The following is a 22,952-nucleotide window of genomic DNA, read 5'->3' on the forward strand; positions in this document are numbered from 1 at the left end:
TGGAGATCTTGCGCGCCTATTGGCCCAAAATCAGGGCTCAGGGCAGGTTCCTGCCGATAGGATTGAGGCGCGGATCTGCCGACTGGCAAGACTGCGCCCGCCCAACCGCCAACGGGCCAATTGCCGCTCATGCCCGAAAAGGCGTCATCCTGATCGACAAGGGTGGATTTTGCCGCGCCGAACCTGACGAGATCAGGAACCGCCGCGGCGCGGAAACACGATGGGCGTGGTGCGGCGGGTGTCAGCCGCTAGAATTGAAATGACGCGCGGATCGACAGGATATCACGCGCTGGTGCCTGAAGCGCCGCGCCGTCATTGGCGTCCTGATGCAGGTATTCACCGCTCAACCGCAGCGCCCGGTTGAGAGAATAGCTGACGCCCAGCCCGTAGACCGCGCCATTGTCGCTGTCTGTCGCTGTTTCGCGACGTGCTGATCCGATGGTGACATAGCCCAGTGTTTCGCCCATGTCATATCCGGCCCGCAGCTTGATCCGGTGTGTCTGATCCTCTGCCAGGCTGTCGCCTGCCCCACCGCTACGATCAACCTCGACCTCTCCCCCCAGGATGACGCGGCCAAAGTCGTGATCATACCCCAGATGCAGACCGGGCGCGCTGGTGGTGGTGCCGTCAGACGCGACACCGGTCACCCGAGCCATGGAGGCACCCAGAAAGAACCCGCTCCAATCGCCAGCGCCAACCGGCCCCGCCACCCCGATGCCCAGCACCAGACCAGCGGCTGCCCCACGCCACAGATGGCCAGAACCATCCGACCGGCGTGCCGGACCCGCTGACAGGCGGTTCTTCAACGTGGTGCGTAATATGGCCGGTATCATCGGCGCTGCCCTTTTCTGGCTGCGCGCTGCTTCAGCGCGCGTGACGACCCATCTGCGACCAGTATCCTCCAGAATGTTTAACACTCGGTTCAGTATGATCCTGTCTTGAGATTGCCCGAAATCGCGCCTTTGGTGCAGATGAAAACCGCATCGTAATCTCATTGATTAATTAGATTTTTTCCAAACCCGCTCGCAGCTGCCAGCGGTCGGGAATTCCAGACCTGCGTGAAATTTCTGTCGCAAATTTCACATTGGTCGCAAATGGAACAGAATCGCCCCCCTTCTGTGCAACGATGTCCAGAGTGAAGCGGAGTGTCGACATGACAGGCATCCAGATGGAACCACAGTCAGGCGAGCGATGGATCATCAGCCTGATCGGCCGCACGATCGGGGCGGCTCGCGGACGTGCGGCACGGGGGCGGCCACAGCGGATCTGAACCCATCAGATCCGACCCCAAAACCTGAGAGACCCCAATGACAGATCAATCGAACTCCCCTCGTGCGGCCCGTAGCGGCGGACGCGCTGCCCGTCGTGCCGCCCGTGCCGCGCCGCTTGCCGATCACCTGCGCCCGGTCCGCCCCGGACTGGAAGGCGGGCAGTACCGCCCCCTCAGCGATGCCGGCGTCGAACGCATTCATCAGGCGGCCCTGGACGCGCTGGAACAGATCGGGCTGGCAGATGCACCACCAACCGGTGTGGCCTATCTGACAGCCGCAGGATGTATCCAGGGCGAGGACGGCCGCATCCGGTTTCCGCGCGCTCTGGTGGAAGATACAATTCGCAACGCCAATCGCAGTGTGACCCTCTATGGTCGCGACCCGAAGAACGACCTGCATCTCTCTGGCAACAAAGTACATTATGGCACTGCGGGTGCGGCCGTCCATCTGGTCGAGATCGACGGGCGAAACTACCGCGAATGCACCGTTCAGGATCTGCACGATGCCGCCCGTATCTGCGACAGGATGGACAATATCCACTTCCTGCAACGGCCCATGGTGGCGCGCGATATCACCGATAACCTCGAGATGGATCTGAACACTATCTACGCCTGCTGCTCCGGCACGACCAAACATGTGGGGACGTCGTTCTCGGATCCCGCCTTTGTTGCGCCGGCGATGGAGATGCTGCACATGATCGCGGGCGGAGAGGCGGCCTGGCGCGAACGGCCTTTTGTCTCCAATTCCAACTGCTTTGTTGTGCCGCCAATGAAATTCGCCACCGAAAGCTGTCAGGCGATGGAGGCCGTGATCCTTGCAGGTATGCCGGTTCTGCTGCTGTCTGCCGGACAGGCCGGCGCCACCGCGCCTGCGCCGATAGCCGGCGCCATTGTTCAGGCGGTTGCCGAATGCCTCGCCGGGCTGGTTTACGTCAACGCGGTAAAGCCCGGCGCGCCCGCGATTTTTGGAACCTGGCCCTTTGTCTCCGACCTGCGCACCGGCGCGATGTCCGGCGGCTCCGGCGAACAGGCACTGCTATCGGCGGGCTGTGCACAGATGCACGCCTTCTACGGGCTGCCCGGTGGCGCAGCAGCGGGTATTGCCGATGCCAAGATGCCGGATATGCAGGCCGGCTGGGAGCAGATGTGCTCCAACGTTCTGGCCGGATTGTCAGGACTGAACATGGTTTACGAGGCCGCCGGAATGCACGCCTCTCTGCTCGGCTTCTGTCTGGAGTCGCTGATCCTCGGGGATGATCTGATCGGGCAGGCCCTGCGCTGCGTCCGCGGCATCGAGGTTGACGAAGATTCGGTCAGCCTGGAGACAATCCGCGCCACCTGTATGGGCGGGCCTGGGCATTATCTGGGGTCGGACCAGACATTGGGACGTATGCAGACCGACTATATCTACCCGGCTCTGGCCGATCGCACATCGCCAAAGGAATGGGTGGAGATCGACAAACCTGATCTCGTGGCCAAGGCCATTGCGCGCAAGCTCGAGATCCTCGCGGAGCCATCGCAGGCACAGTTCGATCCGGTTCTGGACAAGGCGATACGTGAGCAGTTCAACATTCACCTGCCCCGCTAAGCCATTGAGATAGTTGACGGGCAAAGGCCGATTTGCCCGTCACCCCATGCCTTGGATTACAGCGCCTTCAGACGCTGCCGCAGATACTCAAGCCAGCCGCGCAGCGTGGTGCTGCGGGCAAATTTCCGGGCGACGTAGCGCAGTTCCTTCTGTCGCAGCGCCTTGCTGACAGAGGCACTGACCTGCCCGTCGTGCATGCGATTGGCAATGATGGTCCCCTGCACAATGACCGGGTCGCCGTAGGTGTCCCACAACCGTTTATACAGGTCGACATCCATCAGCCAGATCAGCTGTTCGTCAAACTCCAGCGCCGAAGCGCGGCGCATTGCGAGCACCGAGGGGCTTGAGACGGTATTCTTGCCAAAATGCAAACGCGCGCTCAGACGGGGCACCATCGGGCGCAGGATGCTGCTGCCATCCCGCGTCACACCAGAGCCGCAAAGACACCAGTCAGCGCCCTGCCCCATTGCATCATGAATATGGGACAATCCATTGGAATCAATAATCAAATCATCCTGAAACAACACTTTGATCACCTCACCCGTGGCATGGGCCATAGCGTTGTTCACATTGGCGGAGGCCTGCCGCAGCCCCTCGCGGTTCCACAGATGCGTGATCGACAGACGATCCTCGTAGGATCGACAAACATCCTCTACCGCGGTGTCATCGGATTGATCGGAGACGACGATATCAAAGTCGGTAAAACTCTGATTGCAAAGGTGCTCAAAGGAGTCCTGAAGGTAGCGCGCACCGTCGCCGCCCATTGCGTAGGCCGGAATGCAGAGGGTGATGGCGGGCATGTCAGGCTCCTTGGCCGGGGGTTTTGCCCTGCCTAGCAAAGCCAGATCACAAGTCCAAGCCGCGGCAGCGCCTAGACGCCCAGATAGCGGTCTTTCAAGTCGGGCGTCAGCGCGGCCATGCCGCCGGTCCAGACGGTCACCCCCTTGTTCAGGATCACCGCGCGATCCGCCACGGCCGCCAGTTCGCGCAGGGTCTTGTCCACCACCAGGATTGCAAGGCCGCTATCGCGTTTCAGTCGGGCAATGGCGGCCCAGATCTCCTGACGGACCACCGGGGCCAGACCTTCGGTTGCCTCATCCAGTATCAATAGTCTTGGGTTGATCATCAGCGCGCGTCCGATGGCCAGCATCTGCTGCTCTCCGCCCGACAGGGAGGACGCCGTCTGATCGCGACGCTCCGCCAAACGGGGGAAAAGATCCGCAACCATGGAAAAATCCCATGGGCCCGGACGCGCCGCGGCGGTCAGGTTCTCCTCCACTGTCAGCGGTGCAAAGCATCGCCGCCCCTCCGGCACCAGACCAACGCCGAGCCTTGCAATTTTGTGCGATGGCAGTTTGCGCAGGTTCTGTCCGGCGAAGGACAGCGTCCCGTCGCTTGCGGGCAACATTCCACAGATGGTCTTGATCGTGGTTGATTTGCCCATCCCATTGCGCCCCATCAGCGCGACAACCTCACCTTCGCCGATCTCCAGATCGACCCCAAACAAGGCCTGAGACGGACCATAAGAGGCCGTGACGTTCTTAAGCGATAACAGCGTCATACCGCCTCCTCCTCACCCAGATATGCGCGGCGGACTTCGGGGTGGTTGCGGATCTCATCGGTGGTGCCGGTTGCGATCACCTCTCCGTAGACCAGGACGCTGATCCGATCAGCAAGCGCAAAAACCGCATCCATATCGTGTTCCACCAACAGGATTGGCGCCTCCTGTCGCAGCTGGTCGAGAAACCCGGTAAGCGCCTGTGATCCGCCAGCGCCAAGCCCGGCCATGGGTTCATCCATCAAAAACAGCTTAGGCGCCATGGTGAGCGCAACGGCCACCTCCAGCTGGCGGCGCTGCCCATGAGAGAGATCTGCCGTGCGCCGCGCTGCCTCATTGCTCAGTCCGACACGGTCCAATGCGTGCTCTGCCTGTGCCACCAGCGCCTTGTCCTTCATGACATTGCCCAGGAACCGGAACACGCCGCCCCGCGCGCCCAATGCGCCAAGCACCGCGTTTTGCAGCACCGTGAACTCCATCGCGAGGGCCGAAATCTGAAAGGTCCGGCCCAGCCCCATCCGCGCCCGCGCCACGCGATCCAGTTCGTCAACCGGCTGGCCTAGCAGGGTGATTGATCCGCTATCCGGTCGAAGTTCACCGGATATCTGTTTGATAAGTGTGGATTTCCCTGCTCCATTTGGACCGATCAGCGCATGAATTTCCCCCGCCCGAAGATCAAGCGATATGTTCTTGCTCGCCTGCAATGCGCCGAAGGATTTGCTGAGATTGCTGACCTTCAGAACCTGCTCTGACCTCTGCACCTCAGTCATGGGCGACCTCCCGTCCGCTGATTGCGCCGATCACGCCGCCGCGGGCATATAGCACGATGATGAGCAACAGACCGCCAAGGTAGATCTGCCAATAATCGCTGATCCCGCCGAGGAAGTGTTCAAGCAGGATGAACAGCGCCGCGCCGATGACCGGACCAAACAGGCGGCCAACCCCGCCGATGATGACAAAGATCATGATCTCGCCGCTGGTGTGCCAGCTGAGCATGGTCGGGCTGACAAAGCGGTTCAGATCCGCAAATAGCGCCCCCGCCAGACCGGTGATCGCGCCAGAGATGACAAAAGCCGTCAGCCGCAGTTTGTAGGGCGTAATCCCGACCGTCTCCACCCGCGCCTCGCATTGCCGCGCAGCTGCCAGCGCCAGACCAAAAGGCGCCCGCGCCAGACGCGACGCAAACCACAGCGCAGCACATAAGATCACATAGCAGACCAGAAAGAACTGCAATGGAACCAATGTGTTGAGGCCGGGGAATTCATTGCGCACCCAGATCGACAGACCATCCTCGCCACCATAGGCGGTCCAGCTGATGGCGAAGTAATACAGCATCTGACCAAAGGCCAAGGTGATCATGATGAAATAGACACCCGATGTGCGCAGGCTAAGCGCACCAATGACCAATGCAGCAAAGGCACTGACAAGAACCGCGACCAGCCAAATGACCGGCATCTGGTTGGTGCCTTCTATCAGCATCGGCCACTGTACCAGCGGCTCGTAGTTCTGCGCATGGGCGGCAAGGATCCCCATCGCATAGCCGCCAATTCCAAAGAACGCCGCGTGGCCCAGGCTGACCAGCCCGCCGATGCCAAGTGCGATGTTCAACCCGACGCCTGCCAGCGCCAGGATTGCCACCTTGGTGGCGAGCGTGATCACAAAGGGGTCGCCGGCGAAATGCGCCCAGAGCGGAATTCCCAACAGCAGCAGGATCACCGCCGCGTTCAACAGTTTTTCGTGCGCCATCAATGCTGTCCCCCATATAGACCGGATGGGCGCACCAACAGGATTGCGGCCATCAGGATGTAGATCAGCATCGACGCAAGCGATGCTCCGATGGATGTCGCGCTTGCAGGTTCCATGAACAGGCCAAAGAACTGCGGCAGGAACACCCCGCCAAGTGTATCCGTCAGCCCGACGAGAAGCGCGCCGACCAGCGCCCCCTTGATCGAGCCGATGCCGCCAATGACAATCACCACAAAGGCCAGGATCAGCACGGGCTCTCCCATGCCGACCTGGACCGACTGGATGGCCCCGACCAATGCGCCGGCGAGGCCCGCAAGCGCTGCCCCAAGCGCGAAGACCAGCGTGTAGAGCTTTGAAATATCTACACCAAGTGCGGCGATCATCTCGCGATCATTCTCACCTGCACGGATCTGAATGCCGATGCGCGTGCGCGCGATCAGCCAGAACAGACCAGCCGCCACCACCAGCCCGATCAGGATGATCGTCAGCCGGTAGAGTGGATATTGAATACCGCCCGGCAGGGTGACGGGCCCCGACAGGTAGCTCGGCACATCGAGGAACAGTGGAAAGGAGCCAAAGACCCAGCGTGTGCCTTCGGAAAATATGAGGATCAGCGCAAAGGTCGCCAGCACCTGATCCAGATGATCCCGATCATAAAGCTTGCGGATCACCAGAAGTTCGACCAGCGCGCCGGCGGCTGCGGCGGCAGCGAGACTGGCCACCAGCGCAAGCACAAAGGAACCGGTCCAGCCCGCGACAATGGCAGCGGCAAAGGCGCCAACCATATAAAGCGCACCATGCGCCAGATTGATCAGCCCCATGACGCCGAAGACCAGCGTCAGGCCAGCCGCCATGAGGAAGAGCATCACCCCGAACTGCAATCCGTTCAGGATCTGCTCCAATATTAGAATGAGGGACATGTGACAGTTCCACCAAGGCAGAGGCAGCGTGCCTCCGCAACAACTGGGTTTGTGATATGCGGGCCGGTGTCCTCCACTGGCCCGCATCACTCAGATGGTTTTACATCTTGCAGTCTGCCGCATAGGCGTCGGCGTGATTTTCCAGACCTGTTGCGATGATCTTGTTGGTGTAGACATCGCCTTCCTGAATGACTTCACGAACATAAATGTTCTGGATCGGGTGATGGTTGTCGCCGAATTTGAAATCTCCCCGGACGGAATCGAACTCTGCCGCCTTCAGCGCGGCGCGGAATGCGTCTTTGTCATCGACACTTGCCTTGTCCAGCGCGCTCAGGATGAGGTTGGCAGTGTCATAGCCCTGGCTTGCATAGAGCGACGGCAGACGCTCGTATTTCTGCTGAAAGGCCGCAACAAAGGCCGTGTTGGCTGGGTTGTCGAGATCCTTGTTCCACTGCGAGGTGTTCTTGATCCCAAGCGCGGCGCCGCCGACTGCCTGCAGGATCCCCTGATCAAAGCTGAAGGCCGGACCTACAACGGGCAGATCGACACCGCTGTCGGCGTATTGCTTGAGGAATGAAATCCCCATGCCACCGGGCAGGAAGAAATAGACGCTGTCGGCACCGGATGCGCGGATCTGGGCAATCTCTGCGGCATAGTCGGTCTGGCCAAGCTTGGTGTAGGTCTCGCCCGCCAATTCGCCTTTATACATGCGCTTGTAGCCGGTCAGCGCGTCCTGACCTGCGGGGTAATTCGGGGCGAGGATGTAGCTGTTTTTCAGGCCCGCGTCATTGGCATAGGCACCTGCTGCCTCGTGCAGGTTGTCATTCTGCCAGGCGACGTTGAAATAATTCTCATGGCAGCGCTTGCCCGCCAATGCGGAGGGGCCTGCATTGGGCGACAGGTAGAACACGCCCTGAGCCGTCGCCGCGGGCACCACTGCCATTGCAAGGTTGGACCAGATGATCCCGGTCATGATGTCAACCTTTTCGGACTGGATCATGCGGTCGGCGATCTGTACGGCGCTTTCTGGTTTGCGCTGATCATCCTCGATGACCACCTCAATGTCGTCGCGGCCGGCCTGTTCCATTGCCAGCATGAAGCCGTCGCGCACGTCGACACCCAGTCCAGCACCACCGCCGGATAGCGTTGTGATCATGCCAATCTTTGTCTCGGCGCCGGCGGCCAAGGCCAGCGTCGAAACCGCTGCGGCAAGCGCCATGGTCTTAAGTGTCGTCATTGGTCCATCTCCCTGATCTATCTGAGCAATGAAGGTCACTTCTGTGGTGACTCTTCGCTGCTTACTCTTTCCGATTGGACCGCGCGGCGCCAGCATTTTGCGGGAATGTATGGCATTGCCACGATGACAGCGGTCAGCATATGGCTGCCGTCCAGATCCCCGCACACCCATCGGGCTGCGCTCCGTCCACCGGCCGTTGCACCGGCCGCTTTGGCAAGCCTAGGCCGAAGTGGATATTTATTTCAAGATTAAAATATCTAACCTTAAAACTTACGGGAGCTGACGCGCCTCCTGACGTGACACGTCCATGCAAGCGAGGTATTCGTTCCGCCCTTGGGGAGAAGGCCTGTGGTCAGCGCAGGCGCCCCGCCCCCGCATTGCCATGAATACAGGCTGTTGAACCGCCCGATAAGAACGGCTGAATACAACCCTGTCAGGCAATTCACTCAACCGGCCTTGCGTCTCCGCCCGTTTGGTAAGGCATTATATTCAGCGGTGGAATCCATTGCACCTAGATCCGCAAGCAGAGCCGCTACCATGACGATTGACGCCAGGTATCAGAAGATGTGGAGCCATCATTTGCAGCGACATTGCGGGATTAACGCCCCTTGCGGTGCAAGTGTCAGCCGGAGCTGAGCTGACGCAGTTGCTTTGGCGCGGGTTCTGGGGCGGTGCAGCTGTTGCGCTGCCGTTCCAACCCGTCTGTATAGCGCTTCACCAGTTCGATCTGGAAGCGAATCTCATGGACACGATCCGCAAGCTGCCGGCTGAGCGAGCCGATTGCGGTTTCGGCATCGACCAGACCCGCCTCGGTCGCCGAAAGGACATTCAGCAATGGCAGCGCAAGATCGGTGAGCACCTGTGCGCTCACCTCACGCGTCAGATCTTCAAGCCCGGCACCAAAGCCCACGTCGGGGCGGAACGCATAGCCAATACCGCCAAGGCTGATCCGGAACCTGATAATAATGGACTGGCTGCCGTCATCGTCGACCGTTGTCAGGATATGCGCCCCGGCAAGGACGAGCCCCGGAACTTCAAGTATCAGCGAGGGCAGCGATATCACCTGTGTGTCGCCCGACAGCATCTTAACGCAGTCGTTCAACCCCTCGGCGATCGAGTCGCAAAAGACGTCCTCCAGCGCCAGTGATTTGACGAAGGATGTGCGATTGCGGAATGTCGGGCTGACCACTTCGCAAGAGCGGACAAAGGGCAGCTGCCCCTTCTGAGCCATAAGGTTCACGATGAACCTGCGCTGATCCTCTCCAGCATCCATATTGTCAGTCATGGCAACAACGTTCATTACACCCAACCTGTATAACTGGAGATGTCTTTAATATGTAGTTAGGAGTAGTTTACAAACCGTTTAAGCAGCGTAGTTTGGAGTAACATTCCACGTCAAGCTTTATACAACCATTAATTGCATTGTGTTGCCTCCTCGATTGCTCAACCGTGACGGTAGACACATCGTCCGGTCAAAACCACAGTCCGATCGGGATTTGCCATGGACCTGACATCGATCTAGAGGATAAGAGGTTTACATAAGGTAGACGATAGGCACGCATATGACAACGCAAACGAAGAATGACCTGACAATCATCGGAATCGGGTCGTCCGCTGGTGGACTGGAAGCCATCCGAGAGCTCGTCGCGACTCTCCCGGTGGATGCGCCTGCCGCCTATGTTGTTGTGCAACACATGTCACCACACCACAAAAGCCTGATGACCGAGCTGGTGGCGCGGCAGACCCAGCTGAAAGTTGGCACCATCGAAAACGGCACCGTGCCGGAAGCGAATGTCGTGTATATCACGCCGCCCAAAAGCGATGTCATCTTCTCCGAAGGCCGTCTGCATCTCTTGCAGGATCCGAATGCCGAACCCGGCACCCCGCGCCCCTCGGTCGACCGCTTTCTGGTCAGCCTGGCGGAGCAGAACGGCGACAACTCTATGGCGATCATCCTGTCCGGCACCGGCAGCGATGGGGCCTATGGTGTGCAGGCCATCCGCGAGGCCGGCGGCATCACCATTGCACAGGACGCCGAAAGCGCGAAATACGACGGCATGCCGGTAGCAGCGGTGCAGACCGGCTGCGTTGATCTGGTGCTGCGGCCGCAGGATATTGGCACCAATCTACAGAAGATCCTTTCCTCGCCGCGTGACTTTTCCTCGTTTCGCCACGAAAACAGTCTGAGGGATTCACCGGTTTCGGATCTGTTGCAGATCCTTCTTGCGCGCACCCGCGTCGATTTCCGCGACTACAAGCAGACAACAATCAGCCGTCGTATCGAGCGGCGGATGATCGCCCTGGGGATCGAAACCCAGGAGGAATACACGCAGTTCTGCCGCAACAACCCCCATGCGGTGGATGCGCTGTTCAAGGATCTCCTGATCTCCGTCACCCGGTTCTTTCGTGATCGCGAGGAATTCGAGCTTCTGAAGACTCTGCTGCCGCAGTTGATCAAGGATCGCGGCCCCGGCCCCCTGCGGATCTGGGTTGCGGGTTGCGCCACCGGCGAGGAAGCCTATTCCATCGCCATGGTCGTGTCAGAGGCGCTCGGCAATCCGACCAACCAGCTGAAGTCACGGGTCCAGATCTTTGCCACGGATATCGACAAGGACGCGCTGAAGACGGCCCGTAAGGGAGTCTATAGCCTCGCCGCACTCAACGACATCCCCTCGGAGCTGGCTGACAAATACCTTATCCGGCAGACCGATGGTGTCCGGGTGGTCGATAATCTGCGCAATGCGGTTCTGTTTTCGGACCACAACGTCTGCCAGGACCCGCCATTTCAGAAGGTGGACCTGATCTGCTGTCGGAACCTACTGATCTATTTTGGCAATCCGCTTCAGCAAAAGGTCATGTCGCGCTTCCACTACGCGATGTCACCGCATGGTCTGCTGTTCCTCGGCACCGCAGAAAGCGTCGCCGGATCGGATGAGCTGTTTGTGCAGGACCGCTCAGCCAGTCATGTCTATCGCAAACGCTCCCTGCGTGCCCATCAGTCGCAGCAGCCCTATAACATGCCGTCGATCCCGATGATGGTGCAGCGTCCAACCATCAAGCCGCCATCGCAGCAGGCGCCATCAACCGATCGCCAGCTGTTCGAGGCGCTGGCGCAGTCGCTGGGCAAGAATTCCCTGCTGGTGACCGAAGATTTCTCCATCGCGCGTGTCTATGGCTCGGTCAGCCAGTTCATTGAGGTGAATGAGACCAGTTCGCTGCGGATGCACCTTGATCTGCTGCGCAGCCCGCTGCGCGAAGAAGCCCGCAGCCTGATCACCATCGCGTTGAAGAACGGCTCCCATAAGGGCGGTGTCCGCCACCTTCTTGCCGAGACTGACGATGAGGAAATCCGGCTCGACGTCTACCCGATCGTGGCCAAGGAGATCAGCGAACGTGCAGCGCTGGTGGTGTTCACCCCGGTGACCGTAGACCGGTCCAAGATCGATCAGGCTCCGTTCGTCGGCGAGGAAGGTGACGCGACATTTGAGCGGATCCGCAATCTGGAGAATGAGGTTGCAACCACCCGCGAAGCACTGCAGCAGACCATCGAGGAGCTTGAAACCTCGAATGAGGAGCTGCAATCGCTGAACGAAGAACTGCAATCCACCAATGAAGAGTTGCAGGCCACCAACGAAGAGTTGGAAACCTCCAACGAGGAGCTCCAGTCCACCAACGAGGAGCTGATCACCGTCAACGAGGAATTGCAGGTGACGGCGTCCGAGCTGAGCGGACGCACCGGCGAGCTGATTTCTGTGCTCGAAAGCACGCCCTTGGCGATCGTTGTTGCCGACAGCGCGCTTCAGATCACTCAGGCGACTTTGGCGGCGACCCGGATGTTCAACATCCGGCGGCCCATCTCCAGCCCGCACATCAGCCAATGCGCCCTGCCCGAAGGATTCCCGATCCTGGCGCCGATCTGTAGCGAGGCGCTGCGCCTTGGCCAGACCGTCACCGAGGAATTCACTTCGCGCGGCACCCGTATCCGGCTGACCTGCTCGCCCTACTTCGATGTCAACGGGCAGATCCTTGGCGTCACCATGGTGGTGTCGGAATTCCCCGGCATGGCGCATGAGATGGAGATGATCCTCGACAATTCGAAACTGCTGTTGCTGAACCGGACCCGCAGCGGTGAAATCCTGCGCATCAGTGAGGCCTATGCTGAGCTGCTGGGCCTCAGCCGTGACAAGGCATTGTCGAAAAATGTGTTTTCACTCATCAAAGACAATGACGCGGGCAAGGAGATGTTCGAGCAGGACGACGCGGTCCTGGACGAGCCCGAAGGCTTTGACAGTGAATTGCGTCAGGTGACACTGGCCGATGGCGGCGAAGAGCGCTGGATCAACATGGACCGGCATCGCTTCCCGCACCATATCACCGGAGAGCCGACGGTTTTCACCATCGGCACCGATGTCACCGAAACCGTCGAGGCCCGCCAGCGCGCCGAGGCGCTGCTGGCACAGGCCGAACTGGTACAGGAGATGGTCGGGATCGGTTTCTGGTCCATCGATTCCGGTTCTCAGGCCCCTTATTGGTCACCGAAGGTCTATGAGATCCACGGTGTGACGCCAGAGAACTATGTGCCGGATATCGACAGCGCGATTGCCTTCTTCCATCCCGATGATCGCGAGGACGTCAAACGCAATGTCGCCGAAGCCATCGAAAGCGGTGAAGGCTTCCGCTTTGTCAAACGCCTGATCCGCAAGGACGGCGTCGAGATTCGCGTCGAAAGCAAAGGCATGGCGATCCGCGATGACAACGGGGACGTCACCAAACTGGTCGGCATCTTTCGCGAGGTCGATGCCGACGCCAGCTGACGGCAGTTCATGACACGCCCGCAGAGCCAATCACCGGCTCTTGGCGTCGTGGCCACACCATCTGCGACGAAAAGATCAAAAGCCCGGAGCGCATCTTGCGGTCCGGGCTTTGTGTTATCCAAATCAACACCGGCTTTTCGTGAAGGATGCTGCGTATTCCTCAGCGGCGGTTGTGGGCCCGCTTTGACCGTTTCTGCGCTCCGTCCCAAAGCCCGTTATCCGGCAGAACCCTGTCGTTCTTCAGGCAGCCGGTGTAAAGTCCATCGTCCAGTTGGTTTCCCATGTGGTTCCATCGTCGGTTGAAAACGCCTGCTCCCATCGCGGCACCGGCCCTTTTTTCCAAAGAAATCTGACTATTATAGGCTGCCCATTCAACACGTCATTGGCGCGAAATTCGCCGATATCTCCTGTGAATGCACCTTTTACCGGCGTATCAAGCATGTGGGGTGATCTACCGTCGAGCCACCAGATTGCCCACACCCCTGAACCAGGATCGAAGCTTCGCAACGCAATCGCGCGATAAGGCTGCCCAGGAAACCCGACAAAGTTGTCTTCAATATTTCCATTGCCTGCAAGAATTGGCTGAGTTTGCGAAAGGCCATCGAAAACCTCCCAATCATCGCAGCCGGTTAGCCGCTCCTTCAAGCGTCTGTGCTTTACAGTCCAAGACCCGAACATGAAGTCAAAATCATTCTCAACAGCGGTTGTCGCCGTGGGGTCGCGATCGGTGTGCATGGTGTCTCCCTTATCTTTCGTGACAAGAGTGCTTATGAACGACATAACATGACACTTCGTGTCATGTTTTTGAAAGAGCAGATGAAATCTTCGCGTTTACTGTCAATTTTGTTGCTTCTCCAAACCCGCGGCCTGATGACGGCACAGCAATTGGCCGATGAGTTTGAGGTCAGCTTGCGCACGATCCACAGGGACATCGATCAGCTGAGCTATGCAGGTGTTCCGGTTTTCGCCGAGCGGGGACGAGGCGGCGGGTATCGGTTGATGGATGGATACCAGACCCGTTTGACAGGCCTTGATGCGGATGAAGCACGCAGCCTGCTGCTGGCCGGGCTTGGTTCCGCATTGGATGATCTGGGTTTGCTGAAAGCTGCGAGCCAAACAGAGCTAAAAATCATGGCTTCGCTTTCTGGTCCCGCGCGCGATCAGGCCGTTGTTGTTTCCGAGCGGTTTTTGTTGGATCCGCAGGGTTGGTATCGAAAGAAGGACACTGCTCCATTTGTGTCTGAGGTTGCCTCTGCGGTGTGGAATGAACGGCGACTGTCGATAGAATACGAGAGCTGGAAAGGCGTCGTGGACCGCGTTGTATCGCCCCTGGCGATTGTCCTGAAAGCCGGTAACTGGTATCTCGTTGCGCTCGTCGAAACCCCACGTGTCTACAAGATTGCAAATATCCGGAGTATCAAGGTTCTTGACGACACGTTCTCACGCCCGACGACTTTTGATATCAGCGCCTTTTGGAACAGCTGGATCGCAGATTTCGAGCACCGGCTGAAGTCTCAATCCGTTGCACTTCATGTCAGTTCAACAGGCCTGCGCATGTTGAACGAAATGGGTTTTGCACCGCAGTCCCCTGCTCTGATCCCGAAACGAAAAGGATGGTTCTGCGTAAACGTACAAATGGAGGTTGGCGTAAAGGCCATCCGTGACGTTCTATCTCTGGGTGCTGAGGCCGAGGTCCATGGACCAGCCGCATTTCGCGAAGAGGTGATCGCTGAGGCCCGCAAAGTTATCGATCTATACGTATCGTGATTTCGCCGAAGCCCACGTAGTGCAGATAGGGGGCACCCTATGCCACGGCACCGAACTCCCGCTTGGCCCGCCTGCCGACCTTCAGCACATACGGCTCCCGAAGATTACTTCGGGAGCCGTTTTGTATTGGCCTCAAAATACCAGCGGGCGGTGGCGGGGCCTGCGCGATGGGATGCGCCGGGGCGCACGGATGGCTGCCGCTTTCCTACCTTTGCCAATCGGTCAGGGCTGGCGCTGCATTGGGTCGAGGTTGCTATACGACCTTCAGCCGTCTGCCTGCGGTCAGCCCATCGGCCGCTTCGGTGATCGCCTGCGCATCAATGCCGAAGTGGCGATAGAGATCGGCGATGGTGCCGGTCTGACCGAAATGCTCGACCCCCAGCGGAATGCTCTGATGGCCCTGCACACTGCCCAGCCAGCTCAGCGTCGCCGGGTGGCCGTCGATCACCGTGATCAGTTTACAGTGACGCGGCAGCTCCGCCAGCAATGCCTCGACATGGCTTTGTGCCTGCGGCACACCGCGCGCCCGGGCCCGCTGCGCAGCAGTCCAGCCTGCGTTCAGCCGGTCGGCCGAGGTCACCGCCAGAACGCCGACATCGCGGCGTCCCTCGCCGATGGCGGCAGCGGCCTTGATCGCCTCCGGCGCAACCGCCCCCTGATAGGCAATCACCACATCGCAGTTCGGCCCCGGCTGCTTCAGCCAATAGGCGCCATCAATCGCGCCCTGACGGAAGGCGTCATCAACCCGCTTGCCCGGCTGTTCAATCGGGTTGGTGGTCAGGCGCAGATAGACCGAACCGCCGGTCTCATCCCGGAGCCAGGTGCGTTCATCCGGATCGCCCTCGCCGTCGCGCTGAAGATAATCAAAGGCCCATTCCATGATCACCGCCAGCTCATCCACAAAAGCCGGCTCAAAGGCGGCCAGCCCGTCCTGGCTCATCCCGATGAGGGGTGAGCCGATGGATTGATGCGCACCGCCCTCCGGCGCCAGGGTCACGCCGGAAGGCGTGCCCACGATCATGAAGCGGGCATCCTGATAACAGGCGTAGTTCAGCGCATCGAGGCCACGCGCCACAAAGGGATCATAGACCGTGCCGATAGGGATCAGCCGCTTGCCAAACAGCGATTGCGACAGGCCGGCAGCCCCCAGCAGCAGGAACAGGTTCATTTCGGCGATGCCCAGCTCGATATGCTGGCCTTCTGGCGTGAACTCCCACTTCGCGGTTGAGGGGATATTGTGTTCGATAAAGGCATCCGCCTGCGCCTTATGTGCGAAGAGCTTGCGCCGGTTCACCCAGGGGCCAAGGTTCGTGGTCCCCGTCACATCCGGCGACATGGTCACAATGCGCGCGGCAAGGTCGCTGTCACCTTTGGAGAGATCATCGAGGATCTTGCCAAAGCCCATCTGGGTCGACATCTCGCGGTCGGTTTTCACCTCGACTGTCGGCACCGGCAGGCGGGCATCGTGATAACGCCGCGCCCCTTTTGCAAAAAACGGCACCTGATCCAGAAAACTCTGCAATGCAGCGGGGTTCTGCACGGTCGCAAAGGGCTCCCACTCCTGCCCCTCGGCAACCCCCATATAGCGCTGCCATTCGGCCATCTGGGTCTTGTTCATCAGCCCGCCGTGATTGTCCTTGTGGCCGGCAATGGGTGTGCCCCAGCCCTTGACCGTATAGGCGAGGAAACAGACCGGGCGGTCATGGTCGATGGCGGCAAATGTCTCGGCCATGGTCGCAACGCAGTTGCCGCCGAGGTTCTCCATCAAGGCTGCCAGCTCTGCATCGGAGCGGCGCTCGATCAGCGCGCTGACGTCGCCCTGATCGCCCAGATCATCCAGCAGATGCTGACGCCAGACAGCACCACCCATGAAGGTCAGCGCCGAATAGGTCTGATTGGGACAGTCATCAATCCACTGGCGTAGCTTGTCACCGCCCGGCTCCTCAAAGGCGGCGCGCTGCAAGGCGCCGTATTTCACCTTTACCACATCCCAGCCGAAGGCGTCGAAGATCTTCTCGATCCGCTGAAACAGCCCTTCGCGCACGATCCCATCCAGCGACTGGCGATTATAGTCGATGATCCACCAGGTGTTGCGCAGGTCGTTCTTCCATCCCTCCTGAAGGCATTCGTAAACATTGCCCTCGTCCAGTTCGGCATCGCCGACAAGCGCGACCATCCGCCCCTTTGGCGCATCGGATCCCCAGGATTTCGCGGTAACATAATCCTGGACCATCGACGCAAAGGAAGTGATCGCCACCCCAAGCCCCACGGAGCCGGTGGAGAAATCCACGTCATCAATATCCTTCGTGCGGCTCGGATAGCTCTGCACGCCACCAAAGCCCCGGAAGTTTTCCATCTTCTCGCGGGTCTGGTTGCCCATCAGATACTGGATCGCATGAAAGATCGGCGAGGCATGGGGTTTCACCGCCACCCGGTCCTCTGGCCGCAGCGCGCTGAAGTAGAGCGCGGTCATGATCGACACCATAGAAGCCGAGCTGGCCTGATGACCGCCAACCTTGATGCCGTCCGCCTTGGGGCGCAGGTGGTTGGCGTTGTGGATCATCCAGTGGGACAGCCACAATAGCCGCTGCTCGATCGTCTTGAGCGTTTCGGAGGAAGGTATCGGCGCGGCCACTGAAGAGGTCATGGGTCAACTCATTGATTAGGTGAAGATACTCTCCCTCCCGCACGAATGCGGAGGGGACCTGTCAAATCTGGCGGAATGAAACACCCCACCAGGGGCCGCCATACTCAGGCGGCGGCGTAAGCGTTATGCGAGGACAGCGCCTGCATCAGATCGTCGATGATATCATCGACACCTTCAAGCCCAACTGACATCCGCAGCAGCCCCTCGGCAATGCCATGTTCTGCACGCTCTTCGGGGGTATAGGTCGAATGGGTCATGCTGGCCGGGTGCTGGATCAGCGTTTCGGCGTCGCCCAGCGACACCGCGCGCTGGACCAGCTCCAGCCGGTTCATCATGGCGATACCGCCAGCCTTGCCACCAACAACCTCAAAGGGGATCATCCCGCCAAAGCCCGACATCTGCCGCGCGGCCAGTTCATTCTGTGCAAAGCCGTCAAGGCCAGGGTAATAGACCCGCTCCACCGCCGGGTGGGATTGCAGCGCCTCAGCCACCTTGCGGGCGGATTTGCAGTGACGCTCCATCCGCAGTTCAAGCGTCTTCAAACCGCGCATCAACAGCATCGCACTAAAGGGTGACATCACCGCACCGGTCATATCCTTCAGCCCGACAAGACGGATCTGGGTGACGTCCTCCTTTGAGCCGACAACCAGACCGGCGATCACATCGCCATGGCCGCTGATGAATTTCGTTGCCGAATGCACCACGATATCGGCGCCCAGTTCGATCGGGCGTGTGATCACCGGCGTGGCAAAGGTGTTGTCGACAACCACCTTTGCGCCAGCTTTATGCGCGATCTCGGAAATCGCCGCGATGTCGATCAGGCGATTGTTGGGATTTGCCGGGGTTTCGAAATAGACCAGTTTGGTTTTCGGGCTGATCGCCTCTGCCAGATTTGAGGGATCTGTCATATCGACCAGACGCACATTGACGCCAAATCGTGGCAGCCCGTGGGTCATGAAGGAAAACGTGCAGCCATATAGTGTCTTGTCTAGGATGATTTCATCCCCGGCCGCTAGAAACGACCACAGGGTCGAGGTGATTGCGCCCATGCCGGAAGCGGTCGCAAGCCCGGCTTCGCCGCCCTCAAGATTGGCGATGCGCTGCTCCAGATGGTCAAGTGTCGGGTTGGAAATGCGGCTGTAGAAATGCCCCTCGCGCTCACCGGTGAACATCTCGCCGCCCGCCTCAGCGGAGTCGAAGGTAAAGGTCGAGGTCAGATAAAGCGGCGGGTTCAACGCCCCCTGCTGCGACTGCGAGTCATAGCCATGGTGGATTGCACGTGTCGAAAAGCTGGAGTCGGTCTTTTTCATGAAAATCACCCTAATGTGTTTCCAGCATCTTAGGATGGTCAGCTGGGCGATTAGTTGCTAATTTACCTTCAGACAGAATAAGGATTGGCATAATATGCCAGAGAAGCCAAAATTGGACGCGACGGACAGACGCATCATACGGGCCTTGCAACGCAATGGGCGGATGACGAATCTCGATCTCGCGGCGGAGGTCAACCTCTCGCCCTCTCCCTGCCTGCGCCGGCTGCGCATTCTTGAAAGCAGCAATGTCATTCAGGGCTATAGCATCGACGTTGATGCCAAGGTCTATGGCCTGCCGGTCACGGTCTTTGTGCGGGTCAGCCTGGAGAACCATACCGAAAGCGTGGTGGCCAACTTTGAACGCCAGATCCGTGGCACGCCTGAGGTTCTGGAATGTTTCGTGATGACTGGCCTTGCCGATTATCTGCTGCGTGTGGTGGTGGCCGATCTGGAAGATTACGAACGCTTCGTACGCGCGCGCCTGCATCCCATCGGCGGCATCAGTTCGATTGACACCAGTTTCGTCTACGGTGTGGTGAAAAAGACCGCCGTCTACCCTGAGGTTGATAGCTCTCAAAGCTGATCATCCGGCAGGGTGCCCATTTCGCAGATAGCTGGCAAAGATGCGCAAACCGCCGGTCTACATTCTTTAAAAATCGCGACCGTTCGATATACTGCCCCCCTACTGGCGGCAGGACATCATCCATGCAAAGGCCCATCCCAACAACGTTTCCAAAGATCTCGACGCGACTGACAGCTTTCGCCTTTGCCGATGTGGCAGACTACACACGGCATATGGAGATCAGCACAACTGAGACTGTCCGTCGCTGGTGCGAGCTGCGCGACACCGTGCTGCTGGATGAGCTGAAACGCTATGGCGGCGTGCGTCGGTCGGATGCCGGGGATGCGCTTCTGGTCGAATTCACCAGCGCCACGGATGCCGTGCTCTGGGCGATGGCTGTTCAGGATCGGTTGCGCCAGCAGGTCACCGAAGAGAACCCGATGGAAATCCGTATCGGTGTCAATATCGACGATGTGATCGACGATGAGGGGACAGTGCAGTCCGACGGTGTTGTCATCGCCTCGCGCATTCATCAGCTCGCCAATCCGGGCACCGTGGTGGTCACCAAAATGGTCCGCGATATCGTCCGCGGGAAGCTGTCGCTCAGGTTTCACGACCTCGGCGCGCCGCTGTTGAAGAATATTGACCGGCCCGTCCACGTCTATCAGGTCCTCAGCAGCAGCGGCGACAGTGTTCTGCTACATCCTCATGCTGACTGGAAAAACCGCCCGACGCTGGCGGTCCTGCCGTTTCAGGATCGCGGTGCGCAGGCCGAGGAACAGTATTTCGGCGATGGCATCACCGAGGAGATCATCTCCGGCGTCTCCCGCAGCCGCACCATGTTCGTCATGGCGCGCACCTCGACGCTGCAATTCCGCAGTAGCAAGGAAAACCCTGCCAAGATCGGCCGCAATCTGGGCGTCGCCTATCTGCTGACCGGCTCCGTCGACCAGCATGGCGACCAGCTCCGCATCTTTGTCGAATTGATGGATGTTCTGCGCAACCGGGCGATCTGGGCCCAGACCTATCGCGGTGACCTGCAGGATCTTTTTGCCTTTCAGGATGAAATCGCCTCCAGCATTCTGGCCATGCTGGAACCCAAGGTGCTGTCGACCGAGGCGGAGCATATCAGCGCACGCAGCACAGAGAGCCTGGACGCCTATAAATGTGTCCTGCGGGCGCTGGCGCGGCTCTATCAGCTGGATGACTACAGCTATGAAGAGGCCATCGCTCTGTTGAAGCGTGCCGTGTCTCTCGACCCTAATTACCCCCAGGCTCACGCCTATCTGGCCTGGTGCATGAATTTCTTTCTGGCAGAAGGGTATTCCCACAACCCGCGCGACGATATTCTGACCATGATCAACCATTCCCGCCGCGCGGTCGAGCTGGACCCTGATGACGCGCTGACCCTGTCGATCCGCGCCCATGTGCTCAGCCTGCATGAGAACAGTCCCGAGGATGCGCTGGAACTCTTCGAGGATGCGCTGGCCCATAACATGAACCTGCCGCTGGCCTGGGGGCTGAGTGCGACGACATATGCCTATCTTGGCGACGGCGCCGAGGCCCGTGAACGGTTGCTCAATGTCTGGCGACTGGCGCCCTATGATCCGTTGAGCTTCTTCTTCCTGACTGCTGCGGGCCTTGCTGAATTTGTCGATGGCAACATGCCTGAAGCGATCCGGTTCCTGAAGAACGCCCGCCGCAACAAACCGCGGTTCATGGCCAGCCTCCGGCTGCTCGCCGCCGCCTTTGCGCTCAGCGGGCAGACCGAGAGCGCCCGCAAGGTGGGCCGAGAAATAATCGAACTGGATCCGGGATTTTCGGTATCGAAATTTGCGACCTGGTATCCGCTGAAATCAAAGGAAGCCCTGGGTCGTCTGACCGATGGTCTGACACGCGCAGGGCTGCCTGATTAGGATTTGGAACAACAATGATCGGGGCAACCCGACAAGCAGGAAGGACATCAAGAGGCAGACCGGCAGAGCACCAACACGCGCAGTCACACAGTTTGTTTTTAACACGTATTCAACGGTTTAAGGGGGATTACTGATGGCTGGACATGGCAACTCGCAAGCGTCGTCGAACGGGCTTGGTCTGGGACTTGGGCTCGGTCTTGGTTTGGGCAATGGTCTTGGGCTTGGCAACGGCCTCGGCTTGGGCAATGGTCTGGGGCTGGGTAACGGCCTGGGATTAGGACTTGGCAACGGGCTGGGTTTGGGCGCAGGTCAAGGACTTGGCCTGGGTCTCGGCAATGGTCTGGGCCTCGGCAACGGTCTGGGGCTTGGCGCGGGTCTGGGATTAGGGATTGAGGATAACGGCTATCTTCTGGGCAATGGCGCAGACGTCGGCATCGGCATTCTGCGCAGCTACTACGCAACGCCCAAAGAGCTGGGACTTCTGCCCTGGACGCTGGATTTCAGCCCGGACAACAACGGTGGCGATCCCTTCCCGCTGTCGATGATCATCACACCCTATCAGATCCCAAAGGACAAAGGCACACCGCCGCAACCGCAATACCCTATCGCGCTGGAATGGATCACCGAGGACTGGGATCCTGCTCTGCGGTTCTGGGCGCTGCCATTTGACCCGAACCTCGGGGAATGGCTGCGGGCGGCGGACAGATCCGAACCCGGCACCATGGCAGCACTGGAATTCGCATCGCAATACCAGAACTGGCATCCCGCCCATGTCGGCGACCGCTGGCTGGAACAAAACGATCTGCGCTGGCGCTATGTCCAAACCGGAACCCCAACGGACTCTCAGGACGCCGCCAAGGAGGCCTTTGAGATCATCGTCGCCGAGCTGGAAGTGCTCAAGATGTATATGGAGGATGATCGTCAGCAATATATGGTCGAATGCGACATTCAGGCCGATGGCCTGCCGGCCTATCTGATCCATTTTTTGGGGGCCAACAGCTTTGATCACCCCTTCACGCTGAAGCTTATTGATCTGGGACTGGCGGTCGGCAATGTCGCCTATATGAGCTACAAAGCCCATTACAAGCGGGTCCGCCCCTCAATTCTGCGTCCGGGGCTAACCGTGCCATTTGGTCCGCCTGCCCATCCTGCCTTTCCCAGCGGCCACGCCTTTCTCGCCCATTTCCTGTCGCTGCTACTGCTGGAGGTTCCGGGCATCGCACAGCGATTTGGCGTGGTGAGGGGCTATGAGTCCGATGGCACGGGAACCAATATCCAGATCCCGGCAGGCACTCTGATGCGCAAGCCGACCTATGACGATCTGCTTGGCACCAACGTTATCGCCTCGCCGCTGCTGACCATGGCCAACCGGATCGCGGTGAACCGCGAGCGGATCGGCGTGCACTACCCGTCGGATTCAACCGCGGGCCGCCATATCGCGGCGGGGATCTGGTATTGCATGATGGACCGCGCGCCGGTTGATCCGAACGCCGGGCCAGTCCCTTGGGCACATCTCAATGTTCCGACGCTGCACCGTATCCTTGACAAGGCCAAGACAGAATGGCCGACACCGTGGGTTTCGGGCGAAATCGCCTGAGCTCCGGGACCTCTTGGCTT

General features: G+C 59.3%; 17 protein-coding genes. 6 read left to right on the top strand and 11 right to left on the bottom strand.

Features of this window, described 5'->3' with window-relative positions:
* Positions 1-248: 248 nt before the first annotated feature.
* Positions 249-833, bottom strand: coding sequence for an outer membrane protein (locus tag VWY34_RS14510; protein ID WP_416545897.1), 585 nt, complete (start codon positions 831-833; stop codon positions 249-251).
* Between the two features lie 474 nt (positions 834-1,307).
* Here VWY34_RS14510 and VWY34_RS14515 point away from each other — a divergent pair, with 474 nt between their 5' ends.
* On the top strand, positions 1,308-2,858 hold the full coding sequence (locus VWY34_RS14515) for a trimethylamine methyltransferase family protein (protein ID WP_416545899.1): 1,551 nt from the start codon (positions 1,308-1,310) through the stop codon (positions 2,856-2,858).
* Positions 2,859-2,914: 56 nt separating this feature from the next.
* Here VWY34_RS14515 and VWY34_RS14520 read toward each other — a convergent pair whose 3' ends face one another.
* The 7 genes from VWY34_RS14520 to VWY34_RS14550 all read right to left on the bottom strand — a co-directional run bounded on the left by VWY34_RS14520 (position 2,915) and on the right by VWY34_RS14550 (position 9,619).
* The gene (locus VWY34_RS14520; protein WP_416545901.1) at positions 2,915-3,658 is read right to left on the bottom strand and encodes a glycosyltransferase family 2 protein; all 744 of its coding nucleotides are present in this window, start codon (positions 3,656-3,658) and stop codon (positions 2,915-2,917) included.
* Positions 3,659-3,729: 71 nt separating this feature from the next.
* The gene (locus VWY34_RS14525) at positions 3,730-4,419 is read right to left on the bottom strand and encodes an ABC transporter ATP-binding protein (protein WP_340545657.1); all 690 of its coding nucleotides are present in this window, start codon (positions 4,417-4,419) and stop codon (positions 3,730-3,732) included.
* Positions 4,416-5,186: an ABC transporter ATP-binding protein gene (locus VWY34_RS14530; RefSeq protein ID WP_416540141.1), complete on the bottom strand. Its 771-nt coding sequence runs from the start codon at positions 5,184-5,186 to the stop codon at positions 4,416-4,418. The genes VWY34_RS14525 and VWY34_RS14530 overlap by 4 nt, the downstream gene beginning before the upstream one ends.
* A complete protein-coding gene (locus VWY34_RS14535; RefSeq protein WP_416545903.1) occupies positions 5,179-6,162 on the bottom strand; it encodes a branched-chain amino acid ABC transporter permease in 984 nt (327 codons plus the stop codon). Before VWY34_RS14535 ends, VWY34_RS14530 begins: the two co-directional genes overlap by 8 nt.
* Positions 6,162-7,082 (bottom strand): branched-chain amino acid ABC transporter permease, encoded by a 921-nt coding sequence (locus VWY34_RS14540; protein ID WP_340545660.1) that lies wholly within the window; start codon positions 7,080-7,082, stop codon positions 6,162-6,164. Before VWY34_RS14540 ends, VWY34_RS14535 begins: the two co-directional genes overlap by 1 nt.
* A gap of 100 nt (positions 7,083-7,182) precedes the next feature.
* Positions 7,183-8,319, bottom strand: a complete 1,137-nt coding sequence (locus tag VWY34_RS14545) for an ABC transporter substrate-binding protein (protein ID WP_416534892.1) — start codon at positions 8,317-8,319, stop codon at positions 7,183-7,185.
* Between the two features lie 622 nt (positions 8,320-8,941).
* Complete coding sequence (locus VWY34_RS14550) at positions 8,942-9,619, bottom strand: hypothetical protein (RefSeq protein WP_416545905.1); 678 nt, start codon at positions 9,617-9,619, stop codon at positions 8,942-8,944.
* Positions 9,620-9,881: 262 nt separating this feature from the next.
* On the opposite strand from VWY34_RS14550, the gene VWY34_RS14555 reads away from it, so the two are divergent.
* A complete protein-coding gene (locus tag VWY34_RS14555) occupies positions 9,882-13,133 on the top strand; it encodes a chemotaxis protein CheB (protein WP_416540138.1) in 3,252 nt (1,083 codons plus the stop codon).
* A gap of 240 nt (positions 13,134-13,373) precedes the next feature.
* Here VWY34_RS14555 and VWY34_RS14560 read toward each other — a convergent pair whose 3' ends face one another.
* Positions 13,374-13,868, bottom strand: a complete 495-nt coding sequence (locus VWY34_RS14560) for a DUF1579 domain-containing protein (protein WP_340545664.1) — start codon at positions 13,866-13,868, stop codon at positions 13,374-13,376.
* A 48-nt stretch (positions 13,869-13,916) separates the two neighbouring features.
* On the opposite strand from VWY34_RS14560, the gene VWY34_RS14565 reads away from it, so the two are divergent.
* The gene (locus VWY34_RS14565; protein ID WP_416545907.1) at positions 13,917-14,900 is read left to right on the top strand and encodes a helix-turn-helix transcriptional regulator; all 984 of its coding nucleotides are present in this window, start codon (positions 13,917-13,919) and stop codon (positions 14,898-14,900) included.
* Positions 14,901-15,153: 253 nt separating this feature from the next.
* Here VWY34_RS14565 and VWY34_RS14570 read toward each other — a convergent pair whose 3' ends face one another.
* Both VWY34_RS14570 and VWY34_RS14575 read right to left on the bottom strand, forming a co-directional pair.
* Positions 15,154-17,547, bottom strand: a complete 2,394-nt coding sequence (locus tag VWY34_RS14570; RefSeq protein ID WP_416545909.1) for a transketolase-like TK C-terminal-containing protein — start codon at positions 17,545-17,547, stop codon at positions 15,154-15,156.
* A 104-nt stretch (positions 17,548-17,651) separates the two neighbouring features.
* Positions 17,652-18,857: a methionine gamma-lyase gene (locus VWY34_RS14575; protein WP_416538794.1), complete on the bottom strand. Its 1,206-nt coding sequence runs from the start codon at positions 18,855-18,857 to the stop codon at positions 17,652-17,654.
* Positions 18,858-18,951: 94 nt separating this feature from the next.
* Between VWY34_RS14575 and VWY34_RS14580 the strand changes: the two genes are divergently transcribed.
* The 3 genes from VWY34_RS14580 to VWY34_RS14590 all read left to right on the top strand — a co-directional run bounded on the left by VWY34_RS14580 (position 18,952) and on the right by VWY34_RS14590 (position 22,932).
* Positions 18,952-19,440 (top strand): Lrp/AsnC family transcriptional regulator, encoded by a 489-nt coding sequence (locus VWY34_RS14580; protein ID WP_340545668.1) that lies wholly within the window; start codon positions 18,952-18,954, stop codon positions 19,438-19,440.
* 122 nt (positions 19,441-19,562) lie between these two features.
* Positions 19,563-21,335 (top strand): adenylate/guanylate cyclase domain-containing protein, encoded by a 1,773-nt coding sequence (locus tag VWY34_RS14585; protein ID WP_416545911.1) that lies wholly within the window; start codon positions 19,563-19,565, stop codon positions 21,333-21,335.
* A 133-nt stretch (positions 21,336-21,468) separates the two neighbouring features.
* Positions 21,469-22,932: a phosphatase PAP2 family protein gene (locus VWY34_RS14590; protein ID WP_416545913.1), complete on the top strand. Its 1,464-nt coding sequence runs from the start codon at positions 21,469-21,471 to the stop codon at positions 22,930-22,932.
* The last annotated feature ends 20 nt before the right edge of the window (positions 22,933-22,952 follow it).

This window comes from Phaeobacter sp. JH20_02 (genome assembly GCF_048056915.1).
GTDB classification, from domain to species: Bacteria; Pseudomonadota; Alphaproteobacteria; order Rhodobacterales; family Rhodobacteraceae; genus Phaeobacter; species Phaeobacter bryozoorum.

Coding starts and splice junctions, on each gene's coding strand:
- VWY34_RS14510 (WP_416545897.1), bottom strand. CDS start 833: ATGATACCGGCCATATTACGCACCACGTTGAAGAACCGCCTGTCAGCG.
- VWY34_RS14515 (WP_416545899.1), top strand. CDS start 1,308: ATGACAGATCAATCGAACTCCCCTCGTGCGGCCCGTAGCGGCGGACGC.
- VWY34_RS14520 (WP_416545901.1), bottom strand. CDS start 3,658: ATGCCCGCCATCACCCTCTGCATTCCGGCCTACGCAATGGGCGGCGAC.
- VWY34_RS14525 (WP_340545657.1), bottom strand. CDS start 4,419: ATGACGCTGTTATCGCTTAAGAACGTCACGGCCTCTTATGGTCCGTCT.
- VWY34_RS14530 (WP_416540141.1), bottom strand. CDS start 5,186: ATGACTGAGGTGCAGAGGTCAGAGCAGGTTCTGAAGGTCAGCAATCTC.
- VWY34_RS14535 (WP_416545903.1), bottom strand. CDS start 6,162: ATGGCGCACGAAAAACTGTTGAACGCGGCGGTGATCCTGCTGCTGTTG.
- VWY34_RS14540 (WP_340545660.1), bottom strand. CDS start 7,082: ATGTCCCTCATTCTAATATTGGAGCAGATCCTGAACGGATTGCAGTTC.
- VWY34_RS14545 (WP_416534892.1), bottom strand. CDS start 8,319: ATGACGACACTTAAGACCATGGCGCTTGCCGCAGCGGTTTCGACGCTG.
- VWY34_RS14550 (WP_416545905.1), bottom strand. CDS start 9,619: ATGAACGTTGTTGCCATGACTGACAATATGGATGCTGGAGAGGATCAG.
- VWY34_RS14555 (WP_416540138.1), top strand. CDS start 9,882: ATGACAACGCAAACGAAGAATGACCTGACAATCATCGGAATCGGGTCG.
- VWY34_RS14560 (WP_340545664.1), bottom strand. CDS start 13,868: ATGCACACCGATCGCGACCCCACGGCGACAACCGCTGTTGAGAATGAT.
- VWY34_RS14565 (WP_416545907.1), top strand. CDS start 13,917: ATGACACTTCGTGTCATGTTTTTGAAAGAGCAGATGAAATCTTCGCGT.
- VWY34_RS14570 (WP_416545909.1), bottom strand. CDS start 17,547: ATGACCTCTTCAGTGGCCGCGCCGATACCTTCCTCCGAAACGCTCAAG.
- VWY34_RS14575 (WP_416538794.1), bottom strand. CDS start 18,857: ATGAAAAAGACCGACTCCAGCTTTTCGACACGTGCAATCCACCATGGC.
- VWY34_RS14580 (WP_340545668.1), top strand. CDS start 18,952: ATGCCAGAGAAGCCAAAATTGGACGCGACGGACAGACGCATCATACGG.
- VWY34_RS14585 (WP_416545911.1), top strand. CDS start 19,563: ATGCAAAGGCCCATCCCAACAACGTTTCCAAAGATCTCGACGCGACTG.
- VWY34_RS14590 (WP_416545913.1), top strand. CDS start 21,469: ATGGCTGGACATGGCAACTCGCAAGCGTCGTCGAACGGGCTTGGTCTG.